15 protein-coding genes are annotated in these 16,535 nt (G+C 64.1%); 7 read left to right on the top strand and 8 right to left on the bottom strand.

What is annotated here, in order from left to right; all coding sequences use genetic code 11:
- The first annotated feature begins 11 nt into the window (after nt 1-11).
- From ACTODO_RS05985 to ACTODO_RS06005, 5 genes are read left to right on the top strand one after another with little or no spacing between them, the layout of a single operon-like run.
- Nucleotides 12-944, top strand: a complete 933-nt coding sequence (locus ACTODO_RS05985) for a helix-turn-helix transcriptional regulator (protein WP_003792411.1) — start codon at nt 12-14, stop codon at nt 942-944.
- Nucleotides 937-1,875 carry a helix-turn-helix transcriptional regulator gene (locus ACTODO_RS05990; RefSeq protein ID WP_003792412.1) on the top strand — a complete coding sequence of 313 codons (939 nt, stop codon included), beginning with the start codon at nt 937-939 and terminating at the stop codon, nt 1,873-1,875. Before ACTODO_RS05985 ends, ACTODO_RS05990 begins: the two co-directional genes overlap by 8 nt.
- Nucleotides 1,872-4,640 (top strand): DEAD/DEAH box helicase, encoded by a 2,769-nt coding sequence (locus ACTODO_RS05995; protein ID WP_003792413.1) that lies wholly within the window; start codon nt 1,872-1,874, stop codon nt 4,638-4,640. Before ACTODO_RS05990 ends, ACTODO_RS05995 begins: the two co-directional genes overlap by 4 nt.
- 16 nt (nt 4,641-4,656) lie before the next feature.
- The gene (gene lnt / locus ACTODO_RS06000; protein ID WP_003792414.1) at nt 4,657-6,276 is read left to right on the top strand and encodes an apolipoprotein N-acyltransferase; all 1,620 of its coding nucleotides are present in this window, start codon (nt 4,657-4,659) and stop codon (nt 6,274-6,276) included.
- A 19-nt stretch (nt 6,277-6,295) separates the two neighbouring features.
- On the top strand, nt 6,296-7,081 hold the full coding sequence (locus ACTODO_RS06005; protein ID WP_003792415.1) for a polyprenol monophosphomannose synthase: 786 nt from the start codon (nt 6,296-6,298) through the stop codon (nt 7,079-7,081).
- Here the strand turns inward: ACTODO_RS06005 and ACTODO_RS06010 are convergent.
- The gene (locus ACTODO_RS06010) at nt 7,078-7,443 is read right to left on the bottom strand and encodes an RNA polymerase-binding protein RbpA (protein WP_034512188.1); all 366 of its coding nucleotides are present in this window, start codon (nt 7,441-7,443) and stop codon (nt 7,078-7,080) included. The genes ACTODO_RS06005 and ACTODO_RS06010 overlap by 4 nt on opposite strands.
- A 163-nt stretch (nt 7,444-7,606) precedes the next feature.
- On the opposite strand from ACTODO_RS06010, the gene ACTODO_RS06015 reads away from it, so the two are divergent.
- Both ACTODO_RS06015 and ACTODO_RS06020 read left to right on the top strand, forming a co-directional pair.
- Nucleotides 7,607-8,350 carry a phosphatase PAP2 family protein gene (locus tag ACTODO_RS06015; RefSeq protein ID WP_003792417.1) on the top strand — a complete coding sequence of 248 codons (744 nt, stop codon included), beginning with the start codon at nt 7,607-7,609 and terminating at the stop codon, nt 8,348-8,350.
- Between the two features lie 33 nt (nt 8,351-8,383).
- Nucleotides 8,384-9,898, top strand: a complete 1,515-nt coding sequence (locus tag ACTODO_RS06020) for an Hsp70 family protein (RefSeq protein WP_003792418.1) — start codon at nt 8,384-8,386, stop codon at nt 9,896-9,898.
- A gap of 82 nt (nt 9,899-9,980) precedes the next feature.
- On the opposite strand, the gene ACTODO_RS06025 is transcribed toward ACTODO_RS06020, so the two are convergent.
- The 7 genes from ACTODO_RS06025 to pepN form a co-directional block, all read right to left on the bottom strand.
- The gene (locus ACTODO_RS06025) at nt 9,981-10,532 is read right to left on the bottom strand and encodes a MerR family transcriptional regulator (RefSeq protein ID WP_034466881.1); all 552 of its coding nucleotides are present in this window, start codon (nt 10,530-10,532) and stop codon (nt 9,981-9,983) included.
- 112 nt (nt 10,533-10,644) lie between these two features.
- Complete coding sequence (ftsR, locus tag ACTODO_RS06030) at nt 10,645-11,385, bottom strand: transcriptional regulator FtsR (RefSeq protein WP_003792422.1); 741 nt, start codon at nt 11,383-11,385, stop codon at nt 10,645-10,647.
- A 28-nt stretch (nt 11,386-11,413) separates the two neighbouring features.
- Nucleotides 11,414-11,848, bottom strand: a complete 435-nt coding sequence (locus tag ACTODO_RS06035) for an FHA domain-containing protein (RefSeq protein WP_003792423.1) — start codon at nt 11,846-11,848, stop codon at nt 11,414-11,416.
- A gap of 103 nt (nt 11,849-11,951) precedes the next feature.
- Nucleotides 11,952-12,752, bottom strand: coding sequence for a DUF881 domain-containing protein (locus ACTODO_RS06040; protein ID WP_003792424.1), 801 nt, complete (start codon nt 12,750-12,752; stop codon nt 11,952-11,954).
- A gap of 1 nt (nt 12,753) precedes the next feature.
- The gene (locus tag ACTODO_RS06045) at nt 12,754-13,086 is read right to left on the bottom strand and encodes a small basic family protein (protein ID WP_003792425.1); all 333 of its coding nucleotides are present in this window, start codon (nt 13,084-13,086) and stop codon (nt 12,754-12,756) included.
- Complete coding sequence (locus ACTODO_RS06050; protein WP_003792426.1) at nt 13,083-13,943, bottom strand: DUF881 domain-containing protein; 861 nt, start codon at nt 13,941-13,943, stop codon at nt 13,083-13,085. The genes ACTODO_RS06045 and ACTODO_RS06050 overlap by 4 nt, the downstream gene beginning before the upstream one ends.
- Entirely contained in the window at nt 13,940-16,519 is a 2,580-nt protein-coding gene (gene pepN / locus ACTODO_RS06055; RefSeq protein ID WP_003792427.1) for an aminopeptidase N, read from the bottom strand. The genes ACTODO_RS06050 and pepN overlap by 4 nt, the downstream gene beginning before the upstream one ends.
- Nucleotides 16,520-16,535 lie beyond the last annotated feature (16 nt).

A 16,535-nucleotide genomic window follows, 5' to 3' on the forward strand; every position in this document is an offset into this window, starting at 1 on the left:
AGGGTAGGCGGGTGAGTACCGCTGTCAACGCTAACGTGCGCGTCCTCGAGCTTTTCGTCGAGCTCCTGGGCGCGCGTCCCGGGCGCACGAAGGCGCAATTGCGTGCTCTTCCCGGATATCAGGGGCTCGCGGACGATGCCTTCGAAACGCAGTTCCAGCGAGACAAAGACGCGCTGCGCGACGCTGGTGCCCACATGACGATTCACTCTGGGGAGCGTTACAGCATCGCCTGGGATTCTTTTGCGCCCGGCATCGAGGTGACGAGTACCGACCGCGCGCTCATGTCGCTGGCTGCACGCGCGTGGGATAGCAGCGAATTCTTCGCCGACGCGATCGATGCGAAGGCGGCTGCAGCTTCCTCCGACGACGTTTCTGCTCCGACAATTCGCCTGGGTCTCACCGGCCTCGGGGCAGCCACCGTGTTGGCGCAGGCAATTCGCGAGCGGCGCGTGGTGTGCTTCGAATACCCGGGATCTCGCGAGCTCACAGAGCGCTCCGTCGAGCCGTGGGCCCTGTCGGTCCAGGGCCGCGCCTTGTACCTGTGGGGATGGGACCTCGATCGCGGCAGCGAGCGTACATTCCGTGTATCGCGCATTCGCTCCCAGATTTCGTTCATCGGGGAACCGGGAGATGCATCGCTCCCGCCCGAGGGAGCAGTGTTTCCGCGTGTGTCATCGTTCGTCTCTCCCGTCGTCGACGTGCGTGGGGACTGCACTGCACGCACGCTTCTTCATGGTTACGAGGCCGGGGCAGCATCTGAGGAGCACGGTTCGCCTCGGCATGGCTGGGAGCGCGTCGCGCTCGAAGGCGCAGAATTGGGAACGTGGATGGGTCGTCTTCTTCCCCTGGCATCTGACGTGGTCGTCGTATCACCCGAGTCCCTGCGCGACGCGATGTTGACGCGCCTGCGCGCGGCCGCCAAGTGGGGTGAGCACGATGCCTGAGAACGTACAGTTGGCCGTTGTCCGCCTCGCTTCGATGGTGGCGTGGATGAGTGAGCACCCGGGCGCGAACGTCGATGAGATCGCAGCGCATTTCCATCGCACTCGCCGACAGGTGCGTCGTGATATCGAGTATCTAGCGTCCGTTGGAGATTCACTGCCCGGCGCGTCCTTCGAGCTCGATTGGGAGCTCTACGAGCAAGAACAGCGCGTGTCACTACGCTCGACGCTGGGCGCTTCGGCGCCGCTGCGCCTGTCCACGCTAGAGGCGCAGGCTCTTCTCATCGGACTGTCTGCGATCACCCCGCTACTTGGCATGGATCTTGCCGCTCATGTTCCGCATGCCGCCCTCGTCGTCTGCGCGCTCGGGGGCCTGAAAGAGGCCGACGCCGAACAGCGTGTGGAGGCGATTCCTTCTCTGGCCTCGTCGAGCGAGAGCCTCGAGACCCTGCGCGACGCCCTTCTGCGCGAAGAACGTGTGTCTTTCACCTACGTGTCCGCTTCTGGCGTTCGCACGCGCCGCATCGTCGACCCGTGGTCGCTCGAGGCGAGCGCGAGCGGCTGGCTGCTGCGCGGCTGGTGCACTCGCGCGGGGGAGGCTCGCAGCTTCGCGGTCGTATCGATCAGCGACGTGCGTGGCGAGGGGCCACGCGTCGAGGAGCCGCGCCGCATTCGTCATGACGCACCCACCTGGACGCTCGACGTCGATCGCGATGCCCGGTGGATCGCCGACGAATACGACGGTCATATCGTCGCCGAGCTGGAGGGCGGGGGAGCACGCATCACCCTGCCCGTCTGGAACGAACAGTGGGGCATGAGCCTCCTCATCGACATTGCCCCACACCTACGCGCAGCAACGCCGGATATGCGCGACGAGGCCGCACGCCGTGCGCGCTCAGTTTTGTCGATCTGGACCCGAGAGGATGCATCGTGAGCCCCAAACGACGTCGACACCGCACCCGGGATACTGATCACGTCACCCAGCGCGAGGAGGAAGTCGGCCTCGGCGTGGGCAGTGCAGCCCAGCGCTACGCAGCGTACAAGGCCGAGGCGCGGGCCGCCTCGTCGCTACGCGCGCGCTGGGTCTCCTCGCTGAGCTTTACCCCGGACCCGTTCCAGATCCAGGCACTCGATGCCGTCGAGGCTGGCAGCTCCGTCCTCGTTGCCGCCCCCACGGGTGCAGGAAAGACGATCGTCGGCCAGTTCGGTGCCTACGTCGCCCTCGAGCAGGGAATGCGCGCGTTCTACACGACGCCGATCAAGGCACTGTCCAACCAGAAGTACCTGGAGCTGTGCGACCTGTACGGCGCGGACAACGTCGGCCTGGCGACCGGAGACACGTCGGTCAACTCCGGTGCCCCGGTCGTCGTCATGACGACAGAGGTCCTGCGTAACATGATCTACGCGGGTGCATCCCTGAGCGACTTGGGCGTCGTCATCCTTGACGAGGTCCACTACCTGGCGGATAAGATGCGCGGCCCGGTGTGGGAGGAAGTGATCATTCACCTGCCCGCACACGTCGCGATCATCGCCCTGTCGGCGACGGTGTCGAACGCCGAGGAGTTCGGGGCCTGGATCCGGGAAGTGCGCTCCTCCTGCGAGATCATCGTGTCCGAAAAGCGTCCCGTCCCGCTCTATCAGCACATGATCGTCGGCGAGGACATTTTTGACCTGTACGCGCCCACCGGAAAGGGAAAGCTCAATCCCGAGCTTGTGGCAGCGACACGCGACTCCGAGATGCGCGGCGGGCGCGGCTCACGCTCGTGGAACCGCGAGGTCCGGGTTCGTCGTGAGTCGCGTCCCTCCACTCTCATTTCACTCGATCGCGCGCGGCTGCTGCCCGCCATCACGTTCATCTTCTCGCGGGCAGGATGCGAGGACGCGGTGCGTCAGATCCTCTCCACGCGCATCACGCTGACGACGCGATCGGAAGCCGCAGAGATCGAGAGCTACGTGGATGAGGTCATCGCGCTTCTACCTCCCGAGGACGCCATCGTCCTCGGCGCCGAGGCGTGGAAACGCGGCCTCATGCGCGGCATCGCCGCCCACCACGCTGGCATGCTGCCCCTCATGAAGGAGAGCGTCGAGCACCTGTTCTCGCGCGGCCTTGTCAAGATGGTGTACGCGACCGAGACGCTCGCGCTCGGCATCAATATGCCCGCCCGCACGGTCGTCATCGAATCGCTGACGAAGTGGAACGGCTCGGCGCACGTCTCTCTGTCCGCCGGGGAGTACACGCAGCTGTCGGGTCGCGCGGGGCGTCGCGGTATCGACACCGAAGGGCACGCTGTCGTCTCACATCGTGGGGGAGTGGCACCCGAAGAGGTCGCAGCCCTTGCTTCGAAGCGCACGTACCCGTTGATCTCCGCGTTCACTCCGACGTACAACATGGTCGTCAACCTGCTCGCGCGATCGACGCGCGCCCAGACTCGCAAGGTCCTGGAGTCTTCTTTCGCTCAGTATCAGGCCGATTCCGCTGTCGTCGCGCTCGCTTCGCGACTGACCGAGCTGGAGGCTCAGCGCGATGCGACGGCCGAGGACCTGTCGTGTTCGCACGGTGATGTCCGCGAGTACCTGACGCTGCGCGACCAGTTGGGTCAGGCGGAGAAGTCCGGTGCGCGGGCACGCAAGCGCGAGGCACGAGATGAATTGCGTCGTCTTCTGTCCGGCGTGCGCCCGGGCGACGTCCTAGTGCTGACTCGTGGCCGCAAGACGCGCCTGTGTGTCGTTGGGGCGAAGGCCACCAGCGCCTCGGGCAGGGTTGAGGTCTCGGTGATCGGGGAGGACGCCACGTGGAGGGCACTGGCCCCCGAAGACGTGCGCGGTGCAATTGCAGTCGTCGGCCACATGCCGATTCCCGGCGGATCTGCGCTACGGCGCACGAAGGAGCGCACGCGCATCGCTGGGGAGCTGCGCTCCGGCGCAGCCAAGGGTATCTACGAGGTCCCTGCGGAGCCTACGCAGGCTTCTGATCCGGTTTCGGCACTGCGTGTCGCGATGCGTCAGCATCCGGTTCACCGCTGCCCGCACCGCGAGGAGCACGCTCGGGCGGGCGCCCAGTGGGCGCGCCTGGCGCGCGAGATTGATCGTCTCCGCTCATCGATCGACTCCCAGACGGGTTCCGTGGCCGCCCAGTTTGACCGCGTCTGCGCGGTCCTCGAACGTCTCGGATTTCTGGCCGGGGATGAGGTCACAGACGCAGGTCAGCGCTTGCGCCGAATCTTCGGTGAGCGCGACCTGGTGGTGGCCATGTCGATGAACGAGGGCACGTGGAATGAGCTCGACGAGGCGGAACTCGCGTCGATGGTTTCTGCGCTCGTCTACGATTCTCGCTCCGACGACGATGCGCAGCAGTTGGCCCCTGCGGGCGTGGGCATTCGACTGCAGGAAGCCTGGCACGAGAGCCTGGCAACCTTGGAGCGCGTGCACCGCGTCGAAAAGGCTTGTGGCTGTGACCTGACCCCGAGCCTTGACGCCGGTCTGATGGCTGCCACACTTGCGTGGGCACACGGCTCGACGCTGGCCACGGCGATTGATGCCACGCCGATCCAGGCCGGGGACTTCGTCCGCTGGATGCGTCAGGTCATGGACTGCCTCGGTCAGATTGCGTCGGCGTCGTCTAGCGGCGAGCTTGCACGTAAAGCCGAGGCCGCGAAGGACCGCATCGGTCGCGGTATCGTTGCGTGGTCGACGATTTGAGACACGTGGAGGGCTAGTGGGGCATCAGGACATCTTGCGGCGCGCATCGTTCGCACACGTGTGCGGCGATTCGATCATCGCTGCGATCGCCGGTCTGGCGCTGTATGCGTCGTTTCCACCCGTAGGCTGGTGGTGGCTATCGGTGCCTGCCCTCGCCCTGTTTCTGTCGCGCATTGACGAGGCCAGGGCTCCGCGCGCGCTGACGGTGACCTTCGTGTTCGGCATGAGCTTCTGGCTTCCTCTCATCGACTGGATTCCGCTGGCCGTTGGCACGACACCCCCGTGGTTCGTTCTGGCGCTCGTGCAGACGTTCTTCTTCATGGGTTGGGTGGTCTTTACGCGCTGGACTCAGCTGTGGCGGTGGGCGCGCGGTCCGCTCGTCCAGGCGTTGTTGTTTGCGCTGACCTGGACAGGCGTCGACGCTGCTCGCTCACGCTGGCCGTGGTCGGGCTTTCCGTGGGGCTCTGTTGCTTTGCCTCAGGTGGATTCGCCCCTCGGCCATCTCGCACCCTACGGAGGCGCGATGCTCATCACCGCAGTCGTCGTATTTCTTGCCGTTCTTGTGCGCCGCGCCTTCGCGGCTCGCGACGCCGCCGTTCTACGCGAGCACTGGTTTTCGCGCCCGGCATTGGCCCTCATCGTCGCCGCCGTATACGTCGCGCCCCTCGCAATTTCTTTACCCAATCAGGCGGACAACGGCATGTTGCGCGTCGGCGTCATCCAAGGCGATATCACGCTGCCCGGAGCCGAGGCATACAGCCGTGAGGGCGAGGTGACCGATAACAACATGCGGGCGTCCCTCGAGCTTGCGAGTTCGCCGCAGGTCGCCGATCACCCGATCGACATCGCGCTCTGGGGCGAGGGATCCGTTGACCGCGATCCGCTTGCATTCCCTGCGATTGGCCAGGCCGTCGATCGAGCCGCCACGGCGCTGGATGCGCCGATCCTGATTGGCTACACAAATCTGAACGAGCGCGACCGCGTGAAGAACTGGCTGGCGGTGTGGGAGCCGGGCACGGGAATGGACGAGGCTTCCCGGTATTCCAAGCACGTTCCCGTTCCCTTTGGCGAGTTCATTCCTTTCCGGGACGTCATTGCTTCGTTCGCGACCGAGGTAGGTCAGGCCAGCAAGGACATGGAAGCGGGGGAGGAACCTCCCCTGATGACGGTGCAGGCACGCGACGGGCGCAGTGTTCCCCTGGCCGTCGGCATCTGCTTCGAGGCTGCGTACCCCCTCGTGATCGGTGACGGCGTGGCTCGTGGCGGTCAGGTTATCGTCGTTCCCTCGAACAACTATCATTTCCGCTCCTCGGGTGAGTCCGCGCAGCAGGGCCAGCTCTTGCGTATGCGCGCGATGGAGTACTCGCGCAGCGCCGTTCAGGCTTCCACGACCGGCCACTCGTACGTGATTCGTCCCGACGGCTCGATTCTCGCGAGCACGGGTACCGAGGAGTCGGCAACACTCGCTGCCGATATCCCGCTCCGGACCTCGCAGACGTTGACTGCTTTGGCGGGGGAGAGGATTCCCAGCGCCGTGATGGCGGCGACGCTGGTCATTGCGATTCTCGCCACCGCGACAGTTATCGGACAAGGAATCAGGGCATCAGCGCGCGCCAGACGTGCGTCCGGCCACTAGATTCGGCAAGATGTGAGTCATGACTGAATCCGTTCCTTCCTCTCCGTCGCCGTCCGGCGACCACACCCTGATCGTCATTCCAACGTACAACGAGATGGCGACCCTGCCGACGATTCTGGGCGATATCTGGGCGAACGTGCCGGGTGCGCACGTGCTGATCGTCGACGATTCGTCGCCAGACGGAACGGGGGAGTGGGTCGACAACCGACGCGAGGGCGAGGATCGTCTCCATGTCCTTCATCGCCCCGCGAAGTCGGGGCTTGCCACCGCGTACGTCGATGGCATGAGCTGGGGCATCGACCATGGATACCCCTTCATTCTTCAGATGGATGCGGATGGGTCGCATCGACCCGTTGATCTGCCGAAGCTACTCAGCCGCATGGCTGGTCCGGACCGTCCGGACCTGGTCATCGGTTCGCGTTGGGTGCCGGGCGGAGCCATCAACGGATGGTCGGCGAAGCGTGTCGCCCTGTCCAAGGCGGGCAATTATTATGTCCGTTTTTGCCTGGGGACACCCGTGCGCGATGCGACGGCAGGCCTGCGCCTACACCGAGCGTTTTTCCTGAGCGAACACGAGGTTCTCGGTCGGGTAGCGACAACAGGATTCGGGTTCCAGGTCGAGATGACCGAGCTCGAACGTTCCCTGGGCGCAGCTATCGCCGAGGTTCCGATCACCTTTGACGAGCGCATGGCCGGTGAATCGAAGCTCGACTCGTCTATTTTCGTCGAGGAGCTCGTGATGGTAACGAAAGGCGGCCTGAGCCGACTGGCCCAGGCCGCACGACGGATCTTGCCGAAGCGTTAGCCCTTGCGGTAGGAGCCCTCGGGACGCAGCCGCCCCTCGCGGTACGCTGTGAGCTGCTCGGTCAGAACAACCTCGAGTTCGTCGATCGAGCGACGCTCGAGCAGCATGTCCCAGTGGGTACGTTGCGGCTTGACGGGCTTGTTTTCCTCGTCCTCGACGGTTTCGCCGATGAGCTCGGCCGTCTGGCCACACTTGCATTCCCACGTCGCAGGCGCGGTGGCCTCACTGGACAGAGTCACCTCGAACTCGTGGCCATTAGGGCACGCGTAACGAACGATGAAACGGTCGGCGAAAACGACACCGTCCTCAGACTCGAGGGACTTCGCACCGATCTGCATACCACGCAGCGCGCGGTCAGCCATAACAGCCTCCTGAACAAAAGAACGAAACGGGTCCATTCTATCTGACACGTCAAGCGGAACGCTCCCACGGCCTCATCCCAACCCCACCCCACGATCCGATAATGTACATTATGTCCGATATTCTTTGTCGACCGCTCTCCGACCACGCGGTACAGTTACACCCATGACGACAGACCATGACGCGCGCTCGCAGCGCCCTCCCGCCATCCGAGAGACCATCGTCCTCGCGCTGGCGTGCCTGTCGTATTCAATTCTGTCATTCCTTGCGAAGGCTCCGGAATCCGTCGCTGTCGCGCATGCGCACGACGTCGCCGCCTTCGAGTTGCGCTTCGGATTGTTTATTGAAGGCCCCACAAACGCCTGGCTCACGACCCACCCGCTGCTCGCCTCACTTGCATCCACGCAGTATGCGGTCTCATTCTTCGCGATGACGGGTTTCGCCATGATCGTCCTATGGCTGAAGGCACCGACCCACTATCGCAGCGCGCGGTGGACTCTCGTCATCATGACTATCGGAGCGCTCGTCACCTACTGGACCTATCCCCTGGCTCCCCCGCGTCTCGTTCCCGAGTTTGGGTTCGTCGATGCGGTCGCTGAGCACACGTCCGTATATTCTCAGCTGTTTGGCACGCTTGCGAACCCCTACGGCGCTATGCCATCGATGCACACGGGTTGGTCTGTATGGGTTGCAGTCATGCTTGGTACGTACGTCTGGCGCTCATGGTGGGCCCGGCTCATTCTCGCCGTCCACCCCGTTTTAACCATCGTGACAATCGTCGCAACGGCCAATCATTATGTGGTTGATGCCATTGCCGGTTGCGCATACTTCCTGCTCGCTTGGCTCTTTGTCACCATTGCAAACAGGGCCTTACCGGGGAATGTGCGAACGCCCGGCGAGACGTCCTAGGACCTCCCCTATTTAAACGCTAGTGTGGGTGCCATGAGACTCGGAGTTGATTTTGGCACCACGACCACTGCGATCGCTATCGTCGACCGGGGGAACTACCCGATCGTCTCTTTCGTCAACAATCATGACGATACGGTCGATTTCGTTCCATCTATCATCGCTCTTGACGGCGACCGCCTGGTTTACGGTTTCGACGCCGAAGACGCTGCCCGCGAAGGCGCTCCTCATCTGCGCTCCTTTAAGCGCCTGCTGTCCGATCCGTCGGTGACTGACACGTCCACGCTGCGTCTGGGTAATCACAGCATCTCGATCCTCGACGCGCTGACAGGTTTCCTCAGCTACGTCGTGCGCCAGCTGCGCACAAATTCTTCCATCGCTACGCTGCCGGATTCAGAGCCGCTCGAGGCCCTTGTCGGCATCCCGGCGCACGCATGGTCCGCGCAGCGCTTCCTGACCCTCGAGGCCTTCCGCCGCGCGGGATGGGATGTCCTCGCGATGGTCAACGAGCCTTCTGCCGCAGGCTTCGAGTACACGCACCGCCATGCGGGCACACTCAATTCCAAGCGCACCGCAATCCTCGTCTACGACCTGGGCGGCGGCACATTCGACGCCTCCATCGTGTCCGCTACGGGCACGCTCCACGAGGTCAAGGGCTCGCGCGGCCTCAACATGGTCGGCGGCGATGACTTTGACGTCGCGCTCGCTACCCGCCTCGCCGCTGCCGCTGGGACCGACTCAGGCAAGCTCGGGGACGAGGCGTGGGAGCGTCTCATCGAAGACTCACGCGATGCGAAGGAGACCCTCTCCCCTTCGACGAAGTTCATCACAGTGCCCGTCGATGGTCAGCCTGTGACGATTCCCGTCACCGACTTCTACGAGGCCGCCACTCCCCTGGTCGAGGCAACGATCGAGGCCATGGAGCCCCTGTTGGTGCCGGACGCATCCGGAGTTGGCCAGCTGGGCGGTGACATCGCCGGCCTCTACGTCGTTGGCGGCGGTTCGCAGCTGCCTCTGGTTGCCCGAGTGCTTCGTTCGCGCTTTGGCCGCCGCGTGCACCGCTCGCCGCACACGGCAGCTTCAACCGCGATCGGCCTGGCCATCGGCGCCGACCCCGAGGCTGCGTACACGGTGCGCGAACAACTCTCGCGTGGCGTCGGCGTCTTCCGTGAGCGCGAGGCCGGCTCATTCATCTCGTTCGACACGCTCCTGGAGCCGAACACTGAGCTTGTTCCCGGCGAGACCCTGACGATTAAGCGCCGCTACCGCGCCGCGCACAACATCGGATACTTCCGCTTCGTCGAGTATTCGTCGTTCGACGAGGCCGGGGTGCCCCGCGGCGACCTGCAGCCCTACGGCGAAGTGATCGTCCCCTTCGATCACTCCCTGCGCCGCTCCGACATCGATCTCTCAGTCGTTCCCGTCATCCGCACCGAGGATGGACCTCTCATCGAAGAGTCCTACATCGTCGACGAGAACGGCATGGTCACCGTGGAAATCACGGATCTGGAGGCCGCCTACACCGTGACACGTCCTCTCGGCCGGCGTTAGTCGCGCAGGTGGCGCTCGCCGCTTGATAAGTGTGGGGCCCAGGCATCGCGCCTGGGCCCCACACTTACATTGAAGACGCGTGTCAGGAAGCTGAAAGCTTCGAACGACGACGCTCAGCGAGCTCGTCGACGAACGCGGGCTCGGAACGCTCAAGGGGCAGCTCCGCGAGCGAACCCTCGACCTCGCGCCAGACGCGGCCAACGGCAATACCAAAGACGCCCTGTCCGCCCTGCAGAAGATCGATGACCTCATCGGTAGAGGTGCACTCGTAGACCGAGGCTCCGTCGCTCATCAGCGTGATGGAAGCGAGGTCATCCACTCCCCTGTTCTGCAGCGACGAGACGGCAACGCGAACCTGCTGGAGAGAAACGCCGGCGTCCAGGAGCTTCTTGACGACCTTCAGGACGAGAATGTCACGGAAGGAGTAGAGACGCTGCGAGCCGGAGCCACGCGCGGCGCGGATCGACGGCTGCAGCAGACCAGTGCGAGCCCAGTAATCGAGCTGACGGTACGTGATACCGGCTGCGCTGCATGCAACGGGACCACGGTAGCCCATCTCGTCCGTGTCGAGCCCCTCAAGGGGATCACCGAACAGCATGCCTTGCCGGCTTGCGGCGTTCGCTTGTGCGCTCACTCGGGGGCTCCTTGTAGGTAATACGTGATGAGAACAGGACTACGGTAGAGCACGAGCGATGCTCGGTCAATGACCGACCCGGCGAGTCTAACCTTCATGTTGAACATGAGACTTAGTCCCCGTCCTCCGCCAGCGACGACACCGCCACCGCCAGCATGTCCCGGTGCAATTCGGCGAACAGGTCGCCCAGTTCAATAGCTCGGGCGCGCGCACGCTCGCGGTCCGCGCCACGGCCTCGTCCCCTCTGAGAGGAAACCGTCTGGTCGATGATATCCGCACTACGTTCCGCGCCCTGACGAACGGCACGCAGCACACGAACATCCACCCCTGCAGATTCGAGACGCGCGATGGTAGAAACGGCTTGCACGCAGCGAGAAGGGAAATAACCGGCAAGATCCGGAGTGATCAGCCCAAGCCTCGCATAGCGTTCGAGAGTGTCCATATCGACGCCGGTCAGGTCCGACAGATCCGCGGCCGGAATGGCCCGGCGGCCCCCCAGCGACACCGTCTGCCCCTCTGAGGACACAACCTGTGCGACACGACGGCGCACGAGCTCATGACCGGCATCGAGCGCATCAAGCTGCCCGCGAATCACACTCAGCGGAGTGAAAGAATCGCGCTGCTCCGTCAGGACATAGCGCAGCCGCTCGACGTCGGCGGCCGAATACTTGCGGTACCCGGATCCGGTGCGAGCGGGTGAGACAAGGCCTTCGCTCTCCAGGTAGCGAACCTTCGACAACGAGATCGCAGGGAACTCGTCCTTCAGTGCATCAACAACACGGCCGATCGACAGCTCCGGCGAATGGTCCGCATCATGCGGCCACGAGGTCACTTCCTGCGCGGAAGCAACCACGTGACGACGTGCGAGAGCTGCGCACACGTCAGGCCTGCTTGGTCGACGGCTGATAGGTCAGACGATACTTACCGATCTGCACCTCGTCACCAGCGTGCAATTCGATCGAATCGACGCGCTCACGGTTCACGTACGTGCCGTTAAGCGAACCGGAATCACGCACGATGTGGCCACCGTTAGAAGCGATGAACTGGCAGTGCTTCCGCGAGACCGTCACGTCGTCCAGGAAAATGTCGGCCTTGGGCGACCGACCAGCGTTCGTCACCTCGGGATCAAGCAGGAAACGAGCGCCCGTGTTAGGGCCCCGCTGGACGATAAGGAGAGCAGAGCCGGCGGGCAGCGCCTCAACGGCCTCACGATCGCGGGCGGACAGGGCAACGGGCGCCTCCTCGACGTCCTCCGTAACAGGCGCGAGGCCAAAGATGGAGGTTGCGGTCGGGTCAAGCGGCTGGTTGTCGGACATTGTGCGCTCCAAACGATCATTTCAGGGACTGTATTAAGTGTAAACGTTCACCATCCGACAAGCGCGGGCACGGTGACTCCCCCACCGATTATACGGTGGGAGTTCACTGGTAGGTGGCGAACTGGGGCGGACGCGGAGTCGCAATCGACTCGATCGTGATGTCCGTCGACGGCGTGATCCCCACATTGGCGCCCTTGGCGCGCATCTGCGCCGCCGAGCCAGCCTGAATATCCAACGCCGTGGCGATCGTCTGAGGCTCCCCGATCACCTTCCACGTGTAGGGCGACGAAATGGGAACTCCATCGACCGCAATCGAGCCGGCCTGCCCGGTGAAGGACGACCGGGTCGAGAGGCGAATACCGTTGAGTTCGATGGCCTCAGCACCCGCATTGCGCAATTCGCCCAGCGTCATAACGAACTGCGTCGACGCCAGGTTTGCGCCGGCGTCGACGACCGAGACTGTCACGCCGGGACCGTGGACCGGCACTGTCCCCGCAGCGATCTGTGCCTGTGTTTCGGCCTTACGTGCCGCCTGCTCTCGGGCCTGTGCCTCATCGGCGGCACTGCGCAGGTCGTCGAGTTCGCTGGACAGTTCGCCACGACGCGTGCGCAGGTTTTGCTCCTGCGTGCTCAACTCATCGAGCACCGTGACGAGATCTTGTTCGGACAGTCCTTCGAGGGGGTCGGATCGCTGCGCCCTCACCTGCGTGGCAAGAGCGAACCCCAAAATCATAAAGATCGCGAGCATCACGACGTGCAGCCCACGGGGCAGCGCGAAGAACGCTTGTCGCGCCCGTGCCCACAGGCGCGGGCCGCTGGGTGCCTCACGGTGAACGCCGTGCCATCGGGGCGCGGGCTCACTCTCGGGCGCGGAGGGAACCGTCTCCGGGTTCTGTTCGCTCATGTCAGGCCTTCAGGAGCAGACGGCGGATCGATGCGGTGTTCGAGAAAATTCGAATACCCAGCACAACGACGATGGCCGTGGTCATGGCGGATCCAACTCCCAGCTGAGTCCCCAGGAAAACCAGCAGGCATGCAACGACGACGTTCCAGAAGAATGAGGTCACGAACACGCGGTCTGCGAAGCGCCCCTCCAGCCATGCGCGTCCCGCGCCGAAAAGTGCGTCCAGGCCGGCAACGACCGCGACGGGAAGGAACGGGGCCAGCCACGCTGGCACTGTCGGGTCGAGCAAGACGCCGAGCACAATGCCGATGATCAATCCGATGACGGCGATCATTGAGTGTCTCCTTCGGGTTGTGTATCCAGCGGTTGTGCCAACTGCGATGAGCTCGGTGCCAGCGCTTCCATGCTCAGCGACTGGGAGACCTTCGAGCTCACAGTCATACCGCTGACTGATTGGGCGGCGGACAGGTAGTCGCCTGTCGCGCCCCGGACAAGCGCGACGGACAGCGCGTTCGAGTCCCCGATCGCCGTGACCTCGTAGGGAGAGGACACGGGGGTCACGTTGACCAGAATGGCCGACCCTGCCGTGCGCACGAAAGTATCTGGTCCGATGCGCTGGCCGTTGACTGAAATAGCCTCCGCACCGGCAGCCCAGAGAGCGTTGACGACCATCGCGACGTCCTGGTCTCGGACAGCTCCGCTACCCTTTCCCGGGCCGCTTCGGTCCGTGAGCGTGACGGTGATGCCGGGGCCGCTGACAGGTCGTGTCGCCGTCACCAAGTCTCGCGCACCATCCACGGCGATTGGTGAGCCAGACTGTGACAGGTCATCGATGGCGCGGCCGAGCGACTGTACCTCATCGCTCAAGGCTTCGACATTGCTCGACCGCGTGGCAGCCTGCTCTTTCAGGTCGGCTTTCACGTCATTGGCCGGGCGCCGCAGCGAATCAATAGCGATGACCGATCCAAACCCGAGCGCAACAGCTACTGCGAACACGGCGATGCGGCTGACAAGACCCGCGGGCCGCGAGCCGTGGTCTGCTTGGTAGTGCTCGTAACCGGCATCCAGCGGATTGGCGAGGAGCGCCGTGAGCAGGGACATCGAGGCCGCGGGGTCCACGGACAAGGCCTGGGCAGGAGCGTCGTCGTGCTCCTCCCCCGGCTTCGCGCCTCGATGTCCCGGCTGCGTCACTGGCCCGAACTCCAGCGGCGCTGCACGCGCTCGTCGCGTTCGAAAGAGTCGAGGTGCTCGACGACGATGCGGCGCAGCTGCGCAGGGGCATCCGCATGCTCGTCAATCCAGCGGCGCAGCAGTCCGACGGAGCGCTCGACGCTGCCATCGCGGTCAACGTCGACACCGAGAGCAAGGACGCCGTTGGCGTAGCGCAGCGCCATGCCGATCGTGTGACTCTCCCAGTAGGAGATCATGCGCTCGACGGCGCTCTCAATTCCGGTCTCGCCCTCCCACGACGAGGCCTGCAGGCCGGCCAGGGTTGCGGTCAGGTAGTCGTTCGACAGGGAATCGGAGAACACCGACTCCCAGGCCCGCGCGCGTGCTTCTTCCAACGGCAGTGACGCGAGGGCCTCGACGCTCATGCGAGCGGCTTCGCCTGACCCGTCGGCACTGCGCCAGGCCTCGATGGACTCCTCATCGACGAGGCCGCGTGCAGCCAGGGCGCGGCGCGCACGCCAGGCGATATCGGGGTTGTCGCTGCTGGCGAAGTCTCGAACCGTCGCCTCATACTCGTCGCCGCCACGGGCGGAAAACTCGGCGATAAATGCGCGCGTGTATGAACGCCACGCGTCGGAATCCTCGGTCTCACGAGACAGACGAATCGTCGTCGCAAGGACCTGGTCATGGACGTCCGAGCGAGCCTGCCCCGGCAGGAAGGAGGAGATGGCCTCGGCGACGAACAGGAGGAGACGATCACGGATTGCGGGCTCAGTTTCGGAGGGAACGGCGTTGAGGACCGCGACCACGAAGCGACGTGGATCCAGCAGACCGTCACGCACTGCGTTCCAGAGAGACGCCCAGATAACGGCGCGCGTGATAGCCGCATCAATGGTGCCCACGTAAGCCAGCGCGACGTCGGTCGAGCGCTCGTCGAGGCGCGAGATCGCGTAGGTGAGGTCATCGTCGTTCACGACGACAAGGTCAGCGGACGCGGCGCCGCCGGGCACCGCCACAACGCCCTCGGGATCAATGGGGGCGCTGTCGCCGTCGATACGGACGTCGAACACATGCGTACGCTCAAGCGCCCCGGCAGCGACGCGCCACGTCGAAACGGTCACGCGGTGGGGACGCAAAACACCGTTGCAGGCCTCGCCACCCTGATGAAGCGTGAAGTCCGTGATCGCACCGACGCTATCGGTGACCCACGAAGCAGACAGCGTCGACGGACCGGAGGTCTCCAGCCACGCGCTCTTCCAGGAAGAAAGCTCCTGTTGTGAGGCGCCTTCAAGCGCAACAAGCAGGTCCTGCAGGTTGGTAGCGCCGAACTGATGCTCGGCAAAGTAGCGGCGTGCGCCCTCGTAGAAGGCGTCCTCCCCCACCCAGGCAACCAGCTGCTTAAGAACGGAGGCGCCCTTCGCGTAGGTGATGCCGTCGAAATTTGTCTTTGCGGCGGCGACGTCCGGGATGTCGGCGGCGATCGGGTGCGTGGTCGGCATCTGGTCCTGCGTGTAGGCCCAGATCTTGCGGTTCATCGCGAAGTTCGCCCATTCGCCCACGTAGCGCGTCGCCGTCGCAATCGCGCTGGCGCCCTGGTTCTCAGCGAAGGACTCCTTGAGCCACAGGTCATCCCACCACGAGGGTGTGGCGAGGTCGCCGAACCACATATGGCACATTTCGTGCAGCGTCGTGTTCGCGCGGCGCTGGCGCTCGGAGAAGGTGGGCGTCGAACGCGAAATGTAGTTCTCGTTGAAGGTGATGCATCCCGGGTTTTCCATGGCGCCGAGGTTGTATTCGGGCACGTACACCTGGTCGTAGGATCCCCACGGGAAGGTCACTCCGTAGCGCTCGTGGAAGAAGTCGAGTCCTGCACGAGTCACTTCAAACACGTCGTCGGAGTCGAGGTAGCGCGCGAGCGTACGGCGGCACAGCAGGCGCAGCTCGAGCTCAGCGTGGCCACCATCCGAAGCTCCGCCGCTCCACGTGCCACCTTCGATGACCGCCCACGGGCCGGCGACAATCGCCGTGATGTAGCTCGAGAGCGGGCGGGTCGCCGTGAAGTCATGGCGCAGCGCACCCGAGTCATCCACGACCTCAACGGCAGTCTCGGCTCCGTTGGAGGAGACGACCCAGCCTGCGGGAGCAATGACGTGGAACGTCCACTCGGGCTTCACATCCGGCTGGTCCACGCACGGCCACGCACGGTGAGCGTCATTGGGCTCGAACTGGGTGTAGAGGTAGACTTCGCCATCCTCGGGATCGGTGTAGCGGTGCAGGCCCTCGCCACTGCGCGAGTAGCTGGCTAGGGCGCGGACCTCGAGGGTGATCGTCTCCCCCACCGGCAGGCCATCGACCCACACGCGGTCGTCATCGTCGTCGAACGGGTGGGATTCGCCGTTAAGGAGAACGTCACTCACCTCGCCAGCGATGTCGATGAAGGTGCGTTCCTCATCCGACGTCAACGTCAGCGTCGACGTCACCGGATAAGTTGGATTCGTGGTGTCCTGTGCGTTTCGAACATCGACAACGACGTCGATGGCCGAGACATGAAGATGGGCAGCGCGATGGGTTGCTTCGTTGCGTGTCAAAATCTGCATGCCCTTATCCTACTGT

It is taken from the genome of Schaalia dentiphila ATCC 17982, assembly GCF_000154225.1.
Classification (GTDB): domain Bacteria; phylum Actinomycetota; class Actinomycetes; order Actinomycetales; family Actinomycetaceae; genus Pauljensenia; species Pauljensenia dentiphila.